The sequence below is a fragment of the Simplicispira sp. 125 genome (assembly GCF_003096555.1).
In the GTDB taxonomy this organism is placed as follows: Bacteria; Pseudomonadota; Gammaproteobacteria; order Burkholderiales; family Burkholderiaceae_C; genus Simplicispira.
On the sequence record NZ_QEKM01000001.1, the window covers coordinates 3044174 to 3062882 of the forward strand.

Here is an 18709-nt window from a genome sequence, read left to right on the forward strand (position 1 = left end):
TGGATGCTGCTGGCCATTGCCCTGGTGGGCTGGGGCCTGCGGACCTTGTTCCAGGACCATGTCACACAACAATTGCAGGCCCAACTGGTGATGCAGCTCGACCATTTGAGTGCTTCGGTCGATTGGGAGCCCCCCGGCCGCGTCAGCGTGAGCGCCATGGCTGCCGATCCGCGCCTGGCGCAGCCCTTGTCGGGCCTGTACTGGCAGATTGACCGGCAGGGCACTGCGCCCCAGGCGGGCGTAGCACGCTCGCGCTCGCTGTGGGACCAGGTGCTGCGTTTGCCCGACGCACCAAAGTCCTATCCTGCCAGTGGTTACAGCGTCTTGCTGCTACGTGACGCCCAGGGCCACGCCTTGCTGGCCGTGGCGCGCACCCTGCAACTGCCCGAGGACGATGCGCCCCCGCTGCGCCTGGTGGTGGCGGGCGACAAGGCACTATTGGCCGAACCCTTGCAGCGCTTCACCCAGATGCTGCTGATGGCGCTGGGCATGCTGGCGCTGGGCCTGGCCTTGGCCATCGCCATGCAATTGCAGCTGGCGCTGCGGCCGCTCAAGCTTTTGCGCGCGCGCCTGGCGAGCGTGCGCAGCGGCGCCGCCGGGCAGCTGGAAGGCAGTTTTCCGAACGAACTACAACCGCTGGTCAACGAGTTCAACCACGTGCTGCGCGAGAACGCAGACATGGTGCAGCGCGCCCGCACCCAGGCCGGCAACCTGGCCCACGCGGTGCACACGCCGCTGTCCATCCTGGCCAATGCCGCTGACCGAGAAAGCAGCCCGCTGGCACTGCTCGTGCAGGAGCAGGTGGCGACGGCGCGCCGCCAGGTGGACTACCACCTGGCCCGTGCACGCGCTGCCGCTGCCGTGCGCGCCACAGGGCTGCGCACCCCCGTATTGCCGCCGCTGCAGGCACTGCTGCGCACCATGCAGCGCCTGCATGCCGAGCGCCATCTGTCGTTTGAACTTGCACCCGAGGCGCAGGACGGCGCCTTTCGCGGAGAAGAGCAGGACCTGTACGAACTGCTGGGCAATTTGATCGACAACGCCGGCAAGTCGGCGCACCAGCGCGTGGTGGTCGATGTGCAGTTGTCGCAGGGCCAGTTGTGCTTCACCGTTGATGACGACGGCCCCGGCATTCCCGAGGCGCAGCGCGAGCACATGTTCCAGCGCGGCGTGCAGCTCGACGAGCAGCGCCCTGGCTCCGGCCTGGGTCTGGACATCGTGCGCGCGCTGGCCGAGACCTACGGCGGCAGCGTGCAGGCCCAGGCATCGCCCCTGGGTGGCGCACGCCTGCGCCTGTGCCTGCCCCTGGCCGATGGAGAGGAAGGCAGCCAACGCCGATCCGTCTAGATATTTGGATAAAAATAGGCTCCAAGGCAATACTGGAAAGCGCTGCAAGCTATTTATTAAATAGCACTTCTCCGCCAGCGCCAGACCTAGGAGTCTGTCGGACTTGGAGCGTCGAAAGCGAGAATTGGCCCCGGCGAGGACAGTTTTTGCCGGATTTGCAGCCGACGATTTTCAAGTCCGACAGGCTCCTAGAAAGCGCTTACTGTGCCAGCCGCCGCGCAATGGCCGCACGGGCGGCGCGCGCTTCAGGTACCGGCAGCAGCGGCCAGACATGGACCAGGCCCTCGCCGCGGTGCAGTTCCAGCGCGCCACCGGCCTGCTGCACCCGCTCTGCAAAGGCGAGCGCGTCATGGCCCAGCAGGTCGCGCGTGGCGACGAACACGGTCATGGGCGGCAGGCCCGCCACATCGCCCCAGGCGGGGCTCACGGCGGGGTGATCCAGCGGCAACGCGCCCGCATAAAGGCGACCCGCCTCGCGCACGCCCGCCAACGCCAGCATGGGGTCACGCCGTGCCGTGTGCACCGCTGCCGGGTGGGGCACAGCCACGTCCACCCAGGGCGTGATCAGCACCATTTGCGCTGCGGGCGGCTGCCCCGCGTCCCGCAGGTTTTGGGCCAGCGCCAAGGCCAAACCGCCGCCCGCCGAATCGCCCATGAAGTGGATCGCCTCCGGGGCATGCTGCTTGGCCAGCTGCGCATGCACCGCATGCACCCAGGCCAAGGTATCGGTGCAGGTGGACTCGGGCGCCAGCGGGTACAGCGGCACGGTGACCTCGCAACCCGCCGTGCGCACCAGCCACGCCAGAAATCTCCAGTGCTGCGGCGTGATGGGCCGCACATAGCCACCGCCATGCAGGTAGAGCACCGGGCGCGGCGCCTGCACCGGCCGGGCAGGTGCCAGCGTGAACACCGGATGGCCCGCCAGCTCTTGCCGTCGCACGCTCAGCGCAGCGCCGGGCGCGGGTGGCGCGGCAGGCCCGGTGCGGCGCACCTGTGCAATGCCCCGCTGCAGGCTCTTGGCCGAGGCATAGATACGACGGCGGCGCATGGCGCGCAGCAGCAGAACGAGGGCGTGGTGGCCAAGGCTGGGCATGAATCACAGGGCAAGTCACGGGAGCAAGGCCCGCATGCAGACAGCGTAAGCACAATCGGGGAAGATGTCACCCGCCGAAACCCGCGCAGCCACACCAAGAATGACCGCCGTCCCCCGCCCCCTCACCGCTCAAGACCTGCCCGGCCTGCTGGCGGTGCAGCGCGCCTGCTACGGCGATGCTTACATCGAAAGCGCTGCGGTTTACGCACGCCGCCTGGCGAGCCCGGCCCAATGCTCGTTGGTGATCGAGCACGCGGGCTGCATCGGTGCCTATCTTGCCGCCTACGACTCACTTGAGGGCAAGGTCACACCGCTGCACGGCGACTTCGAGGCTGCAGACCCACCCGACACGCTGTACCTGCACGACATGGCCGTGCTGCCCGCGCTGGCCGGGCAGGGCTTGGCAAGGGCGCTGCTGGCGCCGTTGTGGCGCGGCGCGGTCACGCGGGGCCTCACGCGCTCGGCGCTGGTGGCAGTGCAGGGATCACGAGGTTATTGGGAACGCCACGGCTATGCCGTGCACGCTCTGCGCAACGCACTGCAGCGCCAGCACCTGGCCGCCTATGGCGAAGGTGCGGTGTACATGCTGCGCACGCTGGCTTGATCAGCGCGTCATCGGCAACGCCACACCCATGGCCGCAAAAGCGCCGCCGCAGACGCGGTTGAAGCGCTTGCCATAGCGCTCCAGCTTGGGGCGAATGCGGTGTGCCATGCGGGCGAGCAAATACTCCACCACGCACTCAATGGCGGCAAACGTGCCCGCCATCACCGCAAACTGCAGCCACAGGCTGCGCGCCGGGTCGAGAAACTGGGGCAAGAAAGCGCCATAGAACAGCAGCGCCTTGGGGTTGGACACCGCTGCAAACAGCCCCTGGCGAAACAGCTGGCTGCGGCGCGGAAACGGCGCGTCTGCGCTGGGCTTGAGTTGCAACGGTGGCGCGCGCCACAGCTGGATACCCAGCCATACCAGGTAGGCGCCACCCACCCACTTGAGCACCAGCAGTGCGCTGGCCGAGGTCTGCAACAGCGCCCCGATCCCCAGCATTGACAACGCAATCACCGCCACAAAACCCAGGGCGCCGCCTGCCACCGTCCAGAGCGTGCGGCGATGGCCGTGCAACGCGCCATTGGTCAGCGCCAGCAAACTGTTGGGGCCGGGCGTGAGCGAAAGACCCACGGCCGCCACGAGATAGATCAACCAGGTATGCCAGGCCATGGAACCCCCTTGCAGTTAAAAAATGCGGGCCACGGGGCCGCGAACGATGGTTCACGATAATACGCGCCATGCCAAACCGCTGGAAACCCAACGTCACCGTGGCGGCCCTCATCGAACACGAAGGGCGATTCCTTCTTGTGGAAGAGGAAACCACCGATGGCCTCAAGCTGAACAACCCCGCAGGCCATCTGGACCCGGGCGAATCCCCCATGCAGGCCTGCGCCCGCGAGGTGCTGGAAGAAACTGCCCACGACTTTGTGCCTACGGCGCTGGTCGGTGTCTACCTCAACCGCTTCACCAAAACCCGTACCGGCGACGACCTGACCTACATGCGCTTTGCCTTTGCCGGCACGCTGGGCACGCACCACGACTGGCGTGCGCTGGACTCGGGCATCGTGCGCACATTGTGGATGACACCCGAAGAAATCCGCGCCTGCCCCGAACGCCACCGCAGCCCGCTGGTGCTGCACTGCCTGGACGACTACCTGGCAGGCCAGCGCTTTCCGCTGGGCCTGGTGCACACGGATGCCAGCGTGACCGATCCCCTGCCCGAGTGAAACGCCAGCCCATGCCGGGATAATCAGCCCCATGAGCAAGCACAGAATCGTGGTAGGTCTGAGCGGAGGCGTCGATTCGGCCGTCACTGCCCATCTTTTGAAGCAACAGGGCCACGAAGTGGTCGGCATCTTCATGAAGAACTGGGAAGATGACGACGACAGCGAGTACTGCTCGTCCAACGTCGATTTCGTCGATGCGGCTGCCGTGGCCGATGTGATCGGCATCGAGATCGAGCACGTCAACTTCGCCGCCGAGTACAAAGACCGCGTATTCGCTGAGTTCCTGCGCGAATACCAGGCCGGGCGCACGCCCAACCCCGATGTGCTGTGCAACGCCGAGATCAAGTTCAAGGCTTTCCTGGACCATGCCATGCGCCTGGGGGCCGAGAAGATCGCCACGGGCCACTACGCGCGCGTGCGCCAAAACACACAGTCCGGCCTGTTTGAATTGCTCAAGGGCCTGGACCCGGGCAAGGACCAGAGCTACTTTCTGCACCGCTTGACGCAGGCGCAGCTGGCGAAAACGCTGTTCCCCGTTGGCGAGTTGCACAAGACCGAGGTGCGCCGCATCGCGGCCGAGATCCACTTGCCGAATGCCAAAAAGAAGGACTCCACCGGCATCTGCTTCATTGGCGAGCGGCCGTTCCGCGAGTTCTTGAACCGCTATATCAGCCACGCGCCCGGCCCCATCCAGGACGAGCGGGGCCGCACGCTGGGTCGGCATGTGGGCCTGTCGTTCTACACCCTGGGCCAGCGCCAGGGATTGGGCATTGGCGGTGTGAAGGAAAAGGGCGCACAACGCGGGGCGGGCGACCACGCGCCCTGGTTCGTGGCGCGCAAGGAACTGGCGAGCAACACCTTGCGCGTGGTGCAGGGGCACGACCACCCCTGGCTGTTGTCGCACCAACTGGTGGCGCAGGACGTGAGCTGGTGCGCAGGCCACGCGCCCGCGCCGGGCCCGTATGCCGCCAAGACGCGCTACCGCCAGCACGATGCCGCCTGCACGCTGACAGCGGTGCCCGACGGTTTCGCGCTCAGCTTCCCTGAAGCCCAATGGGCGGTGACACCGGGGCAGAGCGCTGTGCTGTACGACGGCGATGTGTGCCTGGGCGGCGGGGTGATCCAGACCGTTACCGTGCTGGCGCCCTGAACGCGCGGCCACGGATTTCCACCTCCACGATGGGCGTGGGTTTCTTGAAATCCACATGCAGTGAGCCGGTCACGAAGCGAAGCGGCGGTTGTGGCCATGCAGTGGCAATCGATCAGCGAGGCCATCGACTCACCGTTTCAACTTATTAGTTTGCTTCTTCTTTCAGTGCATCACAAAAATGTTTGTTGCTAACGAAAAAAGCCCGCGCCTCCAAAGAGGCACGGGCTTTTACCCACAAAAAATAGAGTTTTTCTGTCCTAGAACGGAATATCGTCATCCATATCGTCAAAACCTGAGGCGGCTCGCGGTGCCTGGGCAACGGGGGCCGGTGCAGGACGCTGCGGCGCAGGGGCTGCCGGACGCTGGGGGGGGGGAGGTGCAGCGCGGCGGGGAGCCTGTTCAAAGCCACCGCTCGGGTCGCCGCCGTAGCCACCATCATCGTAGCCACCCCCTTGCTGGCCACCGCCGCCTTGTCCGCCCATGCCCTGGCGGCTGCCCAGCATTTGCATCTGGTCTGCGCGGATTTCGGTGCTGAACTTTTCCACACCGGCCTGGTCGGTCCACTTGCGGGTGCGCAGGCTTCCTTCCACATACACCTGCGAGCCCTTGCGCAGGTATTGGCCCACGATTTCGGCCAGGCGGCCGTTGAACACCACGCGGTGCCACTCGGTCGCTTCGCGCATTTCGCCGCTCTGCTTGTCCTTCCACTTGTCGGTGGTGGCAATGGTGACGTTGGCCACCTGGTCGCCACTGGGGAAGGTACGGATTTCAGGATCGCGGCCCAGGTTGCCGACGATGATGACTTTGTTCACGGATGCCATGGTGTGGGGCCTGTAGAGAATGAAGAAAAAGAAACGGCACTACGGCCAGTGCGAAAACGAGGGTTCAAGCGCGCAATTGTGCCCCATCCGGCCTCGGCCAGGGTTGCTGACAGCGCGCATTACCGTGTTGAAAAAGCGATCAATGTCCGCCGTTGCCCTGCCGGGGGACGGGATGCAGCCCCCAACCGAGCACCAGCCACAAAACGCACAGTCCCGCTGTCACCGCAAACAACGTGGGCACACCAGACCACTTGACCAGTGCGCCGCCCAAGGCACCGCCCGCAAACAGGCCCAGTGACTGCAAGGTGTTGTAGGTGCCCAGGGCCGCACCACGTACCTGGGGCGGCGCCATGCGCGAGACCAGGCTGGGCTGGCTGGCCTCCAGCGCATTGAAGCCGCAAAAGAAAACGAATAGCAGCAGCGCCAGCAGCCACAACGTGGGTGTGCCGCCGCTGGCCGACAGCAACCACAGCCCGCCTTGCACCACCAGGATGAGCGCCATGGCGCCCAGCAGCGCGGCGCGCAGGTGGCCGCGCCGCTCCAGCGCAAACAGCCCGCCCATGGCGACGAAGGACAACACCACCGCCGGCAGATACACCTGCCAGTGGTCGGCGCGACCCAGGCCCGCCTGTACCAGCATGGCGGGCACGGCCACCCACATCGAGAGCTGCACCGTGTGCAGGGTAAAAACGCCCAGGTTCAAGCGCAGCAAGTCGGGGTTCCTGAAGACCTCGGCCAGGCTGCCGCGCGGCCCCTGTCCGGCGTGGCCTGTCTCGGGCGGCACCCACCACACCACCACGGCAATACCGGCCAGCGCCAGCGCACAGGTCAGGCCAAACAGGCCCGCCAGGCCGACCTTCGCCGTCAGCAAGGGCGCGGCCACCAGGGCCACGGCAAACATCAGGCCGATGCTGCCGCCCACCAGCGCCATGGCCTTGGTGCGCACACCGTCGCGTGTCTGGTCCGCCAGCAAGGCGGTGACGGCGGCCGAGACCGCGCCAGCCCCTTGTATCGCCCGGCCTGCAAGCAAGCCGGTGACGCTATCGGCCAAGGCCGCCAGCAGACTGCCCACGGCAAAAACCAGCAAACCGGCCACGATGATGCGTTTGCGCCCAAACCGGTCGGACGCCATGCCCAACGGCAGCTGCAGCACCGCCTGCGTAAGGCCGTAAATGCCCATGGCCAAGCCCACCAGCGCCGGGTCATCCCCGCCGGGGTATTTGCGCGCCTCAAGAGCGAACACGGGGAGCACCAAAAACAGGCCCAGCATGCGCAGCGCAAAGATCAGCGCCAGGCTGATGCTGGAGCGGCGCTCCAGCGCGGTCATGCGTGTGCTGGGGGGTGTGGGCCGCGTTGCAGTAGCGGCTGACTGGGAAGAATAATCTGGCACGGTGTGCGCTGAGGTCCGATGAAGCAAAACCGGGATTTTCGCCCATTGGCCGTCGAGGTGCCGACATGGCTGCAAACTTGGCGCCAGCCTGTGCCCCGCTCCAAGCGCTGGGCTATGCACACCATCCGGCGCACGCCCCGGGTCTGCACCAAGCACAAGGAAACTCGCGCTGCTCCGCAGCGCGAGACGTCCCACCCGTTACATTTAAGGCAAAAACTACCTCTAACGCTTTCTGGATAAGCGCTAGCAGCTATTGTTTTGGGAGTTTTGTGGTCATCACACGGGTGGCCACCCCTCATCCCTTCATGAGGCCCCGCTGTCTGCGCCAGCCCAAGAACCCCAGCATGGCCGACAGCAGCCCCAGCGCCCACGGCGCATCCACGGGAATGGCCACCGCGCCGCCCCCGACAGGGCCCGCTGCCAACGCAAAGGGGTCGCTGATACGGCCCGGGGTTGCATCAGAGTCCCCCGCGCCGTTGTCCGTGATGGTGTAGGTCACCGTCAGGCGATCAGCGCTGAGCGTGGCGCTACCCAGTTGGAACCAGGTGGATGCCGCCACCACGCCACCAACGGCAGGGGTGGCGGGGCCGTACTTCCAGAACTGGATGCCTGCAGGCAGCGGTTGGGAATAGGTGATCGTCATCGTCACCGAACCGGTGCAGCCCGTGGACTGGAAGGCGTACTCCCCATACGGCATGGTCACGCCTGCTGGGGCGGGATTGGACAATCCGGAAAAACCGCTGGTGGCGGCCAGCGTGCAAGCGGGCCCAACGCCAGAAAGATTTGCCGTCGCAGCACCCGCCATGCCCGGAGGCGTACCCGTCACCGTGAGCAAGCGGGGCGTTACCGCGTTGGATGCGGCCGATGGCGCGCCCATACCGACAGCGTTGTTCGCCCTCACTGTGAACGTATACGTCGTGCCGTTGGTGAGACCCGTAAAGGTAACCGGCGAGGCGGTGCCCGTGGCCGTCGCGCCCCCAGGGCTGGCGGTAACGGTGTATCCGGTGATCGCGCTTCCACCCGTGAAGGCCGGAGGGGTGAATGCCACAGTGGCCTGCGCATTCGCAGCGCTCGCCGTGCCGATGGTCGGCGCGCCCGGCGCCACGGCATTCACGGTGAAAGTGCGGGTCACCTGGGTCGCAGGCAAATAGGAGCCATTGCCGGCTTGGTCGGCGTTGATGGTGCAACTGCCCGCCGTCACAAAGCTCAGCAGGCCGCCGCTGGTGATGGTGCACACGCTGGTGGTGGACGAGGTGAAGGTCGGCGTCAACCCTGAATCGGAGGTAGCGGTCAGCGTGGGCGTCGTACCGAAGTTCTGCGCGCTGGGGTTGGCGAAGGTGATGGTCTGCGTTGCCGCGGGCGTGATGCTGTTCGAGGCCGCCGAGGCGCCACCGGTGAGGGGCACAGCATTGGTCGCCGTCACCGTGAAGGTGTATGCCACCCCGTTGGTCAGTCCCGTAACGACAATGGGGGAACTCGCCCCTTGCACAGGTGCTACATCCGCCGGGTTGGCCGTCACGGTATAGCTGGTAATCGCTGAGCCACCGTTATTCGATGGGGCCACAAACGCAATGCTTGCCTGGGTGTCGCCTGCGATCGCCGTGCCGATAGTCGGCGCGCCCGGCGCCACGGGATTCACGGTGAAAGTGTGGCTCACCTGAGGGGCAGGCAGAAAGGATGTATCGCCCGCCTGGTCCGCATTGATGGTGCAGTTGCCCGCGGCAACAAAGGTCAGGGCAATTCCACTGACAGTACACACTCCGGTCGTTGAAGAGGTGAAGGTCACAACATACCCAGCCCCTGCCGACGAACTGGCGGCCAGTGTGGGCGAAGTCCCAAAGTTCTGCGTGCCGGGATTGGCGAAGGTGATGGTCTGCGGCGCCGCAGGTATCACCGAGTTGGAGGCAGCCGATGCTGCGCCTGCGCCCGCACTGTTGGTTGCAGTGACGGTGAATGTGTAGGAAGTGCCGTTGGACAGACCTGTCACGGTAATGGGTGAACCCGAACCGGTGCCGGTAGCCCCCAACGGGTTCGAGGTCACGGTGTAACCGCTAGCAAGGATCGGAGCGCCGCCTGTGGAGGTCGGCGCGGTGAAGGTGACTGTGGCCTGGGTATCGCCCGCAGTTGCTGTGCCTATGGTGGGTGCGCCGGGGACTACCGGACTCACAGTGAACGTTTGGGATACCGTCGGGGCTGGGTTGGTCGCTGAGTTGCCCGCCTGATCTGCATTGATGGTGCAGGAACCCGCAGTTACAAATGCCAGGACGCCGCCGGTGATGGTGCAAACGCCGGTGGTGGACGAGCTGAAAACAACCGGTAGGCCATTGGTTCCTGTGGCGGACGTCGCATGAGCCGTCAGAGTGGGCGTGGTGCCGAAATTTTGCGAGCCCGGGTTGACAAAGTTGATGCTCTGCGCGCCCTTCGGCGTGGCGGCATTGGATGCCCCGGACGCCCCGCTGGTACCGACGGCATTGGAGGCCGTCACCGTAAAGGTGTAGGACGTGCCGTTGGTCAACCCGGTCACGGTCGCGGTGCAGGCCGCCGGCCCCGCGCAACTGCCGAAGGCCCCGCCCGGGTTGGCCGTGGCGGTGTAGGCGCTGATAGCCGAGCCACCATTGCTGCCCGGTGCGGTAAAGGTCACGCTCACTTGTCCATCGCCTGCAGTGGCCGTGCCTATGGTGGGGGCGCTGGGCGCCGTGGGCATCGCTACGGTGTGGGCCGTGCCGCTGGTGTAGGCGGCGGGGCCAGCATTACCTGCACCATCGCTGATATTGGTGGATGAATTCAAATCCAGACGGAGCGTGCCATTGCCGGTGATACCGCTAACTGTCACATTGACGCTAGTACCCGAGGATGCAGAGACAGCGGAGATAGTGCCAGCCGCCGTCCCGGTAAGGTACAACCCGAAATCATCGGTAGAGATGTTATTAACCGATGCATCGAAGGTAACCACAAAATCGATACTGGTGGCAGCACTATCCGGCGAGCCGCTCAACGTGATAGAGGCTACGGCAGGCGGCAGATCATCGATTACGGTAATGGTGAACGCCTCTTCATAAAAGGCACCGCTGTTGTCGGTGGTGCGAATCCGAACGCTATAAATCCCAGCAGCCAGAATTGAGGCATTGTTTGCCCTGAGGGAGGCGCCGATTATATTGAAACTAGCGTTATTGGTGTCACCTGCTCCGGCCACGAGGGAATAAGTGTGAGTGTTTCCAACATCCGGATCGGTACTGTTTAAATTTCCCACAATAGTGTTAACCCCATCGCTTTGGCCGACAAAATTGTTTGAAAGCGAAATATCGATGGGAGCGTTATTTGAAATTCGTGGATTGATTATTTCTATATCATCCACGGCAATCTGTGTGCCGGTATTCACTGAAATACGCACCCCATAAATACCATCGAAGTCGGTATTGCTGACGACGCTAAAATTGCCGTAGGTAAGTTTGGACACACCGCTTAAATTAACGGCTGCACCCGTCGGATTGAAAGTGCTATCAAGCGCTTGCAAGGTGAAATCGTAAGTAAGTGCGGTTGCGTTATCAGCACTGCCAACCTTAATCGAAGTAAGATCGAAAACACCTTGATTGGCGCGCAATTCCAGCCATTGTGGAGTGAATCCAGTCGTTGTGTTAACTCTCACATAGGATGCACCCGCGCCACCCGCCATGCCGGCAATAAGCTCTCGCATCAAAAAATGGGTTGAACTGCCTGATGCGTCATTTTTCGCATAGACGTCGAAACCACTGCTGCGGAGATTGTTGACTGAAATAACTCCTCCAGCCGTTTGGCCAGTGGTAGCGCCAGCTATGTTGGCATTCGTTATGATTGAATCCCAGCCGACATTTCCATCAATTCCATTGTTCGCCAAAGTCGCCAGTGCAATACGCGGCATTAGCAAAGTTAATATAATAGCAAGCCAAAAAAATTTATTCCAACCTCCGCGATATGTTTTTACTTCATCAAATCCAAATGATTTGAAGTTATTCATTTTGGTAGGTTGCATAATATTTTTATGGACTGCTAAGAAAATAATTTTTAATCCAGAAATCTGAAAGGGCTGACGCTAGCCAACTAGCTGGTAGTGATCAGTGTCATAAGCGCTAAAAAACAGTGGGTTCAAAAATATTGCTCCGCATACGAACGTCGAACTTGCGTATGCTGTGCAATTTCAAGTGCAGGCGCCCAAGTGGATTTGGCCACCTCGAACAAGCCCGTCACCCATATTGCTCGCCCCGCATGGTCATGAAGCTTTTCGCATTGCGCGCGTGTAACGGAAAACTGCGTGTGGAGATCAGAGGAACGGCTTGTGGCCAGTTTCTGGCGCCGCTTTGTCATGTGGTGAGCGATGGCCTGCCTGCCTTTGCCCCGGGGCACAAAAGACGCAGCTTTGTTTTCAAACGGCTGGGGTTCTAATGAAAAAATGACACCAGCGGTTGCCAGCAAAGCGCTGGTAGCTATTAAAATCATAGTATTCGTACCTGAAATACTGCGCTTACCCCTGCACCGCACGCTGCCTGCGCCAAGCCAGTCCCCCCATCAGGGCCGACAGCAGAGCCAAGGCCCAGGGGGCGTCCACAGGGATGGACGTGACCGGGCCGCCCGGCCCGGCGGCGAAGATGACCGGGGCAATCGGGTCGGCAATGTGCCCCGGTGCGGGGTTCGAGTCGCCTACGCCGCCGTCGGCCACGGTGTAGCTCACGGTCTGGCGGTTGTTGCTCAGGACCAATGGGCCCGTCCATTCAAACCATTCGCGGGTGCTGGCGCCCGCTGTCTTGGGGCCATATTTCATGAATTTCACGTTCAACGGCAGGGGCTGTGGGTAGTTCAGTGTGATGGTCACATCGGTGCTGCAACCCGTGGCCAGGTATTCGAACGTGCCATAGGTCAGCAGTGCGCCGGGCGGCAGTTCTGAGGTGAACTGGGCACTTGCAAGCCTGCAGGTTGGGGCGGCTACCGGGTCTGTGGTTGCCGCCGTGGCCGAGGCATTGCCACCGGTCACCGTGCCGGTGGTGGTGGTGGCCGGTGTAATGCTGTTGGAGGCAAGCGACGGCAAGCCCGGGCCCGCTGCGTTGGTCGCGGTAACGGTGAAGGTGTAGGCCGTCCCGTTGGTCAGGCCGGACACGATGACTGGTGAGCCGGCTCCAGTGCCGGTCAACCCCCCTGGACTGGAGGTGACGGTATAGCCGGTGATGGGCGCGCCGCCGGTGAAGGGTGGGGCCGCAAAGGCAATGGTGGCCTGGGTGTCGCCAGCGATGGCGGTGACAGCCGTGGGAGCGGCAAGCCCGCCTGCAGGACCCACCTTGACCGCGATGGACGAGATTGCGCTGGTGTTGGCGCTGTCCGACACGGTGAACGTGATGGTTCTGGTGGAGAAGCCCCCCACAGGAACCGAGGGATCAGCGCCTGAACGAAAACTGAGCGTGCGAAGCACGGCCTGGTAGTCCGCTAATGATGCGGTACCCGTCAGCGTAAGGACTCCGGTGCCCGCGTTGTAAGACGCCGTGATGCCGGGTGCCGTCTGGACAGTCAGCAGATCGGTGCTGACAAAGCCCTGGCTGATCGACACCGTTGCCGAGGTCAAATTGGTGCTATCGGCATCAAACACCTGCAATTGCGGGTCGAGAATACTGGCGCCGCCGTTGAAGGCCGCCGTTGTCTGGGCCACAGACAACCGAACCACAGGAGTGGGCAAGGCAAACGCCACCAGCGAATTCGCCACTTGCCCGGCCACGTATAGATGGCTGCTGGAGGGATCTGTGGCCATGCCTGATGGCGAAGACATATTCGTCAGGCCATTCACTCCGTTGATGGCAACGGCGTTGAATGTCAGCAGCCCTGTCGCTGGATCGCGGTCAAACGCCGTGACAGAGCTTGAACTGATCGCACTGGCGTAAACATACTTACCATCTGGGCTGATGGCCAAACTGCGCACCCCCTGCATATTAGAAATGCCACTGACTCCATGGGTTACTTTGTCGATATAGGTTAATGTGCCGTACGTGCTATCCACTTTGAATATGGCGATGGAGGATTCCCCTTGGCCGCTGACATACAGATATTTACCATCAGGCGTTATTTTCACGGATGAGGCAGCCTGTAAACCATCGACCCCCCCCCACGCCATCCGAATAAACAGCCTGCTGCGTCAGTGTCCCTGTTGCCGTGTCGCGGCTGAACAAGGAAATCGCATTGTCTGTTGTGGATGTGACATAGACAAACTGCCCATTCGCACTGAATGCGATGTTTTTTATCGGGCTGGCTGTTGGACTGAACACCTGCCCCAAGGCATGCCCATTCGTGTTGTCAGCATAATCTGCCACACGTGCAATTGCGCCGGTATTCATGTCCCGACTGAATGCCACCAGGCCACTGGGACTGCCTCCCACGCCATAAACAGTTTTGCTGTCAGGGCTCACACTCACAGAGACAAACCCCCCGGTTGGGGAGCCCGGCGCGGAGCCGACCGAGGTCAATGCACCTGTTGCAATATCTCGTGAAAATGCGTGTACCACGCTCCCTGTAGGTGAGGCGGCATATACGCTTTTGTTGTCCGGGCTGACATCTACGGAAAAAGCAGCGGAAACTCCCGTGTTAGTTGATCTGTATATCAATCTTCCAGTTGCCGGGTCGCGCTCAAAAACACTCAGCGCAGACGCTTGATAAGCGGCGGTATAAACAAATTTGCCATCGGCACTGACTGCGACATCGCTGATGCCCTGCAGACCTGCCACGCCATTGACATTGTTTGTATACGTTTCGACAGGATTGATTGCACTGGCAGAAACTGATGTCGCAAGCATGGCACATGTCGCCAATACCAGGCAGGAAAAAATCTGAGATAGGTGAGCACACATAAATTTGTGCCATTTTTCAAAATAAAACCATGCCATCTCATTACTCCCGTTCGATATTTTTTGTGTTGCAGCGGCATGACTCATGAAAGGTTTGGGCAGTTCTTCAAAAATCTTTCATGACCGCCGTCATCTTGCCGCCGCCAGGACGAAGTAGTGCTCAGCACTCCAGCGCGGGTATGGTCTTGGCGCCATGCGCCAAGACAGTGCTTTGCCGGTAGGTGCGGCGTTTCAGGGAATGCAAGACATGCTTCCAGCGCATTGGTCTGCCAGGGTTTCTGGCATCAGCCAGGCTGGTCAGGTCCCCAACAGGCCCAGCATGGCCATGCAGTTGCTCGCGTTGTGCGCGCGTGACACAGAGCGGCTGTGCATGGAAATGGGGGGCAACAGGGGAAGGGCTTTGCGGCATGTGGTGGAGGCAAAATTGTTACGGCACTGCTTCTGCCGCTATAAAAACAGAAGCGATATGCGCCCTGTTAACATTGATTTTGGTCAAGAAAACACTCGATAAGTGTGCATACTAAGGGAATTGAAAATATTTGTGTACCAAGTAACTGCGGTGTACTCGGGTTTGTGCTCAGTGCAGAGTGCGCAAGGTCTCAGTGAGCGTTGGCGTTGACCTATCATGGTGGGTTCGACTTTTTTCAAGCTTGGCCGATGCCGTCTTCCGACAACTCTCCCGAAAAACCTCCCTCGGAGCACGAAGGCCGCAATTTGGCCCGCGCCCTGCGCGAGCAGCGCATCAGCATCCGGGGCGCGCGCACGCACAACCTCAAAAACATTGACCTCGACATCCCGCGCAACCAGCTGGTGGTGATTACGGGACTGTCGGGCTCGGGCAAATCCAGCCTGGCGTTCGATACGCTGTATGCCGAAGGCCAACGCCGCTATGTGGAAAGCCTGTCGGCCTATGCGCGGCAGTTTCTCGGGCGGCTCGATAAGCCCGATGTGGACCTGATTGAAGGCCTGTCACCGGCGATTTCCATCGAGCAAAAGGCCACCAGCCACAACCCACGCTCCACCGTCGGTACGGTCACCGAGATCCACGACTACCTGCGCCTGCTGTTCGCCCGTGCAGGCACGCCCTACTGCCCTGACCACGACCTTGCGCTGGCCTCGCAGACGGTGAGCCAGATGGTGGACGCCGTGCTGGCCCTGCCCGAGGACACAAAACTGATGATCCTGGGCCCGCTGGCCCGCGAGAAGAAGGGCGAGTTCACCGAACTGTTCGCCGAGATGCAGGCCAAGGGGTATGTGCGTTTTCGGGTCGATGCCCAGATTTACGAGCACAGCAACCTGCCGGCGCTCAAAAAGACCGAAAAACACAACATCGACGTGGTGATCGACCGTGTCAAGGTGCGGCCCGACCTGCAGCAGCGCCTGGCCGAGAGTTTTGAAGCGGCCCTGCGCGCGGGCGGCCAGGACGCCGGTGGCCGCGTGCTGGCGCTGGAGATGGACACGGGCGTGGAACACCTGTTCAGCGCCCGCTTTGCCTGCCCGGTGTGCAGCTATGCCCTGGGCGAGCTCGAACCCCGCCTGTTCTCCTTCAACTCGCCCATGGGCGCCTGCCCGTCTTGCGACGGACTGGGCCAGCGCGAGGTGTTCGATGCGGCGCGCGTGGTGGCCTTCCCCAGCCTGAGTTTGGCCAGCGGCGCCATCAAGGGCTGGGACCGGCGCAACGGCTACTACTTCGCCATGCTCGAAAGCCTGGCGCGGCACTACGACTTCGATGTCGAAGCGCCCTTTGAATCACTCCCCGCCCCGGTGCAGCATGCCGTGCTGCACGGCTCGGGCGAGGAAGACATTGCCTTTAACTACATCCTCGACAGCGGTGCCTCCAAGGGCAAGTCCGTGGTCAAGAAGCACCCCTTCGAAGGCATTCTGCCCAACATGACGCGGCGCTACCGCGAGACCGACTCGACCGTGGTGCGCGAAGACCTGGCCCGCTACCGCAGCACCCAGCCCTGCCCGGATTGCCAGGGCGCCCGCCTGCGCCGCGAAGCGCGTCATGTGCGCGTAGGCGAAGGCGCCCAGTCCCGTGCGCTTTACGAGGTCAGCCACGCCACGTTAAACGAGGCGCACGCCTGGTTCGCCAGCCTGCAGCTCACCGGCGCCAAGGCCGAGATTGCCGACAAAGTGGTGCGCGAGATCGCCACGCGCCTGCAGTTTTTGAACGACGTGGGCCTGAATTATTTGAGCCTGGACCGCAGTGCCGAAACGCTCTCGGGGGGCGAGGCGCAGCGCATTCGTCTTGCGTCGCAAATCGGCTCTGGCCTGACGGGCGTGATGTATGTGCTGGACGAGCCCAGCATCGGCCTGCACCAGCGCGACAACGACCGCCTGATCGGCACGCTCAAACACCTGCGCGACATTGGCAACAGCGTGATCGTGGTCGAGCACGACGAAGACATGATGCGCGCGGCCGACCAGATCATCGACATGGGTCCCGGCGCCGGGGTGCATGGTGGGCGCGTGATGGCGCAGGGCGATTTTGATGCCGTGCGCAACCACCCCGACTCCCTCACCGGCCAGTACCTTGCGGGCACGCGCAGCATTCCGGTGCCACGCCGGCGCACCGCCTGGCTGCCGGTGGTGGCCGCCACCGCGCCGGTCGCCCGGGCAGAAGGCAAGTCGCGCTTTCCGGTCACCGAAGCCAGCCGCAAGCGCGCCGAACGCATGGCCGCACACGAGGCGCGCCAGGGCGACCTGCAGGCGCTGCGCGTGGTGGGCGCCACGGGCCACAGCCTGCAAAACGTGAGCGTGGACTTCCCCGTGGGGCTGCTCACCTGCGTGACGGGCGTTTCCGGCTCGGGCAAGAGCACGCTGGTCAACGACACGCTGTACGCCGCCGTGGCGCGCCAGCTGTACCGCGCGCATGACGAACCCGCCGCGCACGAAGCCATCGAGGGCATCGAGTATTTCGACAAGGTCATCAACGTCGATCAGAGCCCCATTGGCCGCACGCCGCGCAGCAACCCCGCCACCTACACCGGCCTGTTCACGCCGATCCGCGAGCTGATGGCCGAGGTGAACACCGCCAAGGAACGCGGTTACGGCCCCGGGCGTTTCAGTTTCAACGTCGCCGGTGGACGCTGCGAGGCCTGCCAGGGCGACGGCGTGGTGAAGGTGGAGATGCACTTCCTGCCCGACGTGTATGTGCCCTGCGACATCTGCCACGGCCAGCGCTACAACCGCGAAACGCTCGAAGTGCAGTGGAAGGGCAAGAACATTGCGCAGATTCTGGAGCTGACGGTGGAAGACGCGCACGCCTTCTTCAAGGACGTGCCGACGATTGCGCGCAAGCTGCAGACGCTGCTCGATGTGGGCCTGAGCTATATCCGCCTGGGCCAGAGCGCCACGACCCTCTCGGGCGGCGAGGCGCAGCGCGTCAAATTGGCGCAAGAGCTTTCCAAGCGCGATACCGGCCGCACCCTCTACATCCTGGACGAGCCCACCACCGGCCTGCACTTTGCCGACATCGACCTGCTGCTCAAGGTGCTGCACCAGCTGCGCGATGCGGGCAACACCATCGTCGTCATCGAGCACAACCTGGACGTTATCAAGACCGCCGACTGGATCATCGACATGGGCCCCGAAGGCGGCGCCGGGGGCGGCACCGTGGTGGCCCAGGGCACGCCGGAGGATGTGGCGGCGAATCCGGCCAGCCACACCGGCCAGTATTTGCGGCGGTATTTGAGTTTGGATTGAAAATGGGCTCTAGCGCTTGTGGAACAAGCGCTAGTTGCTCTCTTTTTCATACAAACAACGTACGCTTATGATTGCCCCCCATAATGGGGCCAACGCCGCTTTTCGGCCCACCCGAGGACAGCCCATGCACTCCATCACACTGCGCTTCATGGCATCACACAACGACGGCATCCATGCCTCGGGCAAGGTCAGCGGGGGCACCGTGCTGCGCTGGGTGGACGATGCCGGCCTGGCCTGCGCCATGGGCTGGGCCAAGGGCCCTTGCGTGACGGCCCTGGTCAGCGGAGCACAGTTTGCCCACCCCGTGCTGGTGGGCGACCTGGTGGAGGTGCTGGCCAAGGTGGCCTACACAGGCACCACCAGCATGGGCATTGCAGTGGAGGTGTACCGTTGCGCGCTGCCGGGCAGCCCGATGCAGCAAGTGTTGCGCTGCTCCACCGTCTACGTGGCGGTGGATGCCGAAGACCGCCCGCGCCCCGTGGACAGCTGGAGCCCGGAAACCCCCGGTGACATGGCGCTGGCCGAGCATGTGCGCGCCCACATCAACACCGTGCGCACGAGTTAACCCGC

General features: G+C 62.8%; 14 protein-coding genes. 6 read left to right on the top strand and 8 right to left on the bottom strand.

Going from position 1 to position 18709, the window contains the following annotated elements; all coding sequences use genetic code 11:
- The first annotated feature begins 3 nt into the window (after positions 1–3).
- Positions 4–1347 carry a sensor histidine kinase gene (locus C8D04_RS14240; protein ID WP_116006204.1) on the top strand — a complete coding sequence of 448 codons (1344 nt, stop codon included), beginning with the start codon at positions 4–6 and terminating at the stop codon, positions 1345–1347.
- Positions 1348–1546: 199 nt separating this feature from the next.
- Here C8D04_RS14240 and C8D04_RS14245 read toward each other — a convergent pair whose 3' ends face one another.
- Complete coding sequence (locus C8D04_RS14245) at positions 1547–2440, bottom strand: alpha/beta hydrolase fold domain-containing protein (RefSeq protein WP_116005442.1); 894 nt, start codon at positions 2438–2440, stop codon at positions 1547–1549.
- A 100-nt stretch (positions 2441–2540) separates the two neighbouring features.
- Between C8D04_RS14245 and C8D04_RS14250 the strand changes: the two genes are divergently transcribed.
- The gene (locus C8D04_RS14250) at positions 2541–3044 is read left to right on the top strand and encodes a GNAT family N-acetyltransferase (RefSeq protein ID WP_116005443.1); all 504 of its coding nucleotides are present in this window, start codon (positions 2541–2543) and stop codon (positions 3042–3044) included.
- On the opposite strand, the gene C8D04_RS14255 is transcribed toward C8D04_RS14250, so the two are convergent.
- On the bottom strand, positions 3045–3656 hold the full coding sequence (locus C8D04_RS14255; RefSeq protein WP_116005444.1) for a LysE family translocator: 612 nt from the start codon (positions 3654–3656) through the stop codon (positions 3045–3047).
- Positions 3657–3724: 68 nt separating this feature from the next.
- On the opposite strand from C8D04_RS14255, the gene C8D04_RS14260 reads away from it, so the two are divergent.
- Together C8D04_RS14260 and mnmA are read left to right on the top strand one after the other, a co-directional pair.
- Positions 3725–4213, top strand: coding sequence for an NUDIX hydrolase (locus C8D04_RS14260; RefSeq protein WP_116005445.1), 489 nt, complete (start codon positions 3725–3727; stop codon positions 4211–4213).
- Positions 4214–4244: 31 nt separating this feature from the next.
- Complete coding sequence (gene mnmA / locus C8D04_RS14265) at positions 4245–5363, top strand: tRNA 2-thiouridine(34) synthase MnmA (protein ID WP_199563007.1); 1119 nt, start codon at positions 4245–4247, stop codon at positions 5361–5363.
- 257 nt (positions 5364–5620) lie between these two features.
- Here the strand turns inward: mnmA and ssb are convergent, their stop codons facing one another.
- The 6 genes from ssb to C8D04_RS14295 form a co-directional block, all read right to left on the bottom strand.
- Positions 5621–6184 (bottom strand): single-stranded DNA-binding protein, encoded by a 564-nt coding sequence (gene ssb, locus C8D04_RS14275; protein ID WP_116701320.1) that lies wholly within the window; start codon positions 6182–6184, stop codon positions 5621–5623.
- Between the two features lie 139 nt (positions 6185–6323).
- The gene (locus tag C8D04_RS14280; RefSeq protein ID WP_116005447.1) at positions 6324–7511 is read right to left on the bottom strand and encodes an MFS transporter; all 1188 of its coding nucleotides are present in this window, start codon (positions 7509–7511) and stop codon (positions 6324–6326) included.
- A gap of 358 nt (positions 7512–7869) precedes the next feature.
- Entirely contained in the window at positions 7870–11583 is a 3714-nt protein-coding gene (locus tag C8D04_RS14285) for a fibronectin type III domain-containing protein (RefSeq protein ID WP_199563008.1), read from the bottom strand.
- A 113-nt stretch (positions 11584–11696) separates the two neighbouring features.
- Positions 11697–12047 carry a hypothetical protein gene (locus C8D04_RS18605; protein ID WP_133243640.1) on the bottom strand — a complete coding sequence of 117 codons (351 nt, stop codon included), beginning with the start codon at positions 12045–12047 and terminating at the stop codon, positions 11697–11699.
- 25 nt (positions 12048–12072) lie between these two features.
- Positions 12073–13362: an IPTL-CTERM sorting domain-containing protein gene (locus tag C8D04_RS14290; protein ID WP_233521184.1), complete on the bottom strand. Its 1290-nt coding sequence runs from the start codon at positions 13360–13362 to the stop codon at positions 12073–12075.
- Positions 13363–13645: 283 nt separating this feature from the next.
- Complete coding sequence (locus C8D04_RS14295) at positions 13646–14518, bottom strand: beta-propeller fold lactonase family protein (RefSeq protein WP_116005450.1); 873 nt, start codon at positions 14516–14518, stop codon at positions 13646–13648.
- 570 nt (positions 14519–15088) lie between these two features.
- Between C8D04_RS14295 and uvrA the strand changes: the two genes are divergently transcribed.
- Positions 15089–18139 (top strand): excinuclease ABC subunit UvrA, encoded by a 3051-nt coding sequence (uvrA, locus tag C8D04_RS14305; protein WP_116005452.1) that lies wholly within the window; start codon positions 15089–15091, stop codon positions 18137–18139.
- A 124-nt stretch (positions 18140–18263) separates the two neighbouring features.
- Entirely contained in the window at positions 18264–18704 is a 441-nt protein-coding gene (locus tag C8D04_RS14310) for a hotdog domain-containing protein (RefSeq protein WP_116005453.1), read from the top strand.
- Positions 18705–18709 lie beyond the last annotated feature (5 nt).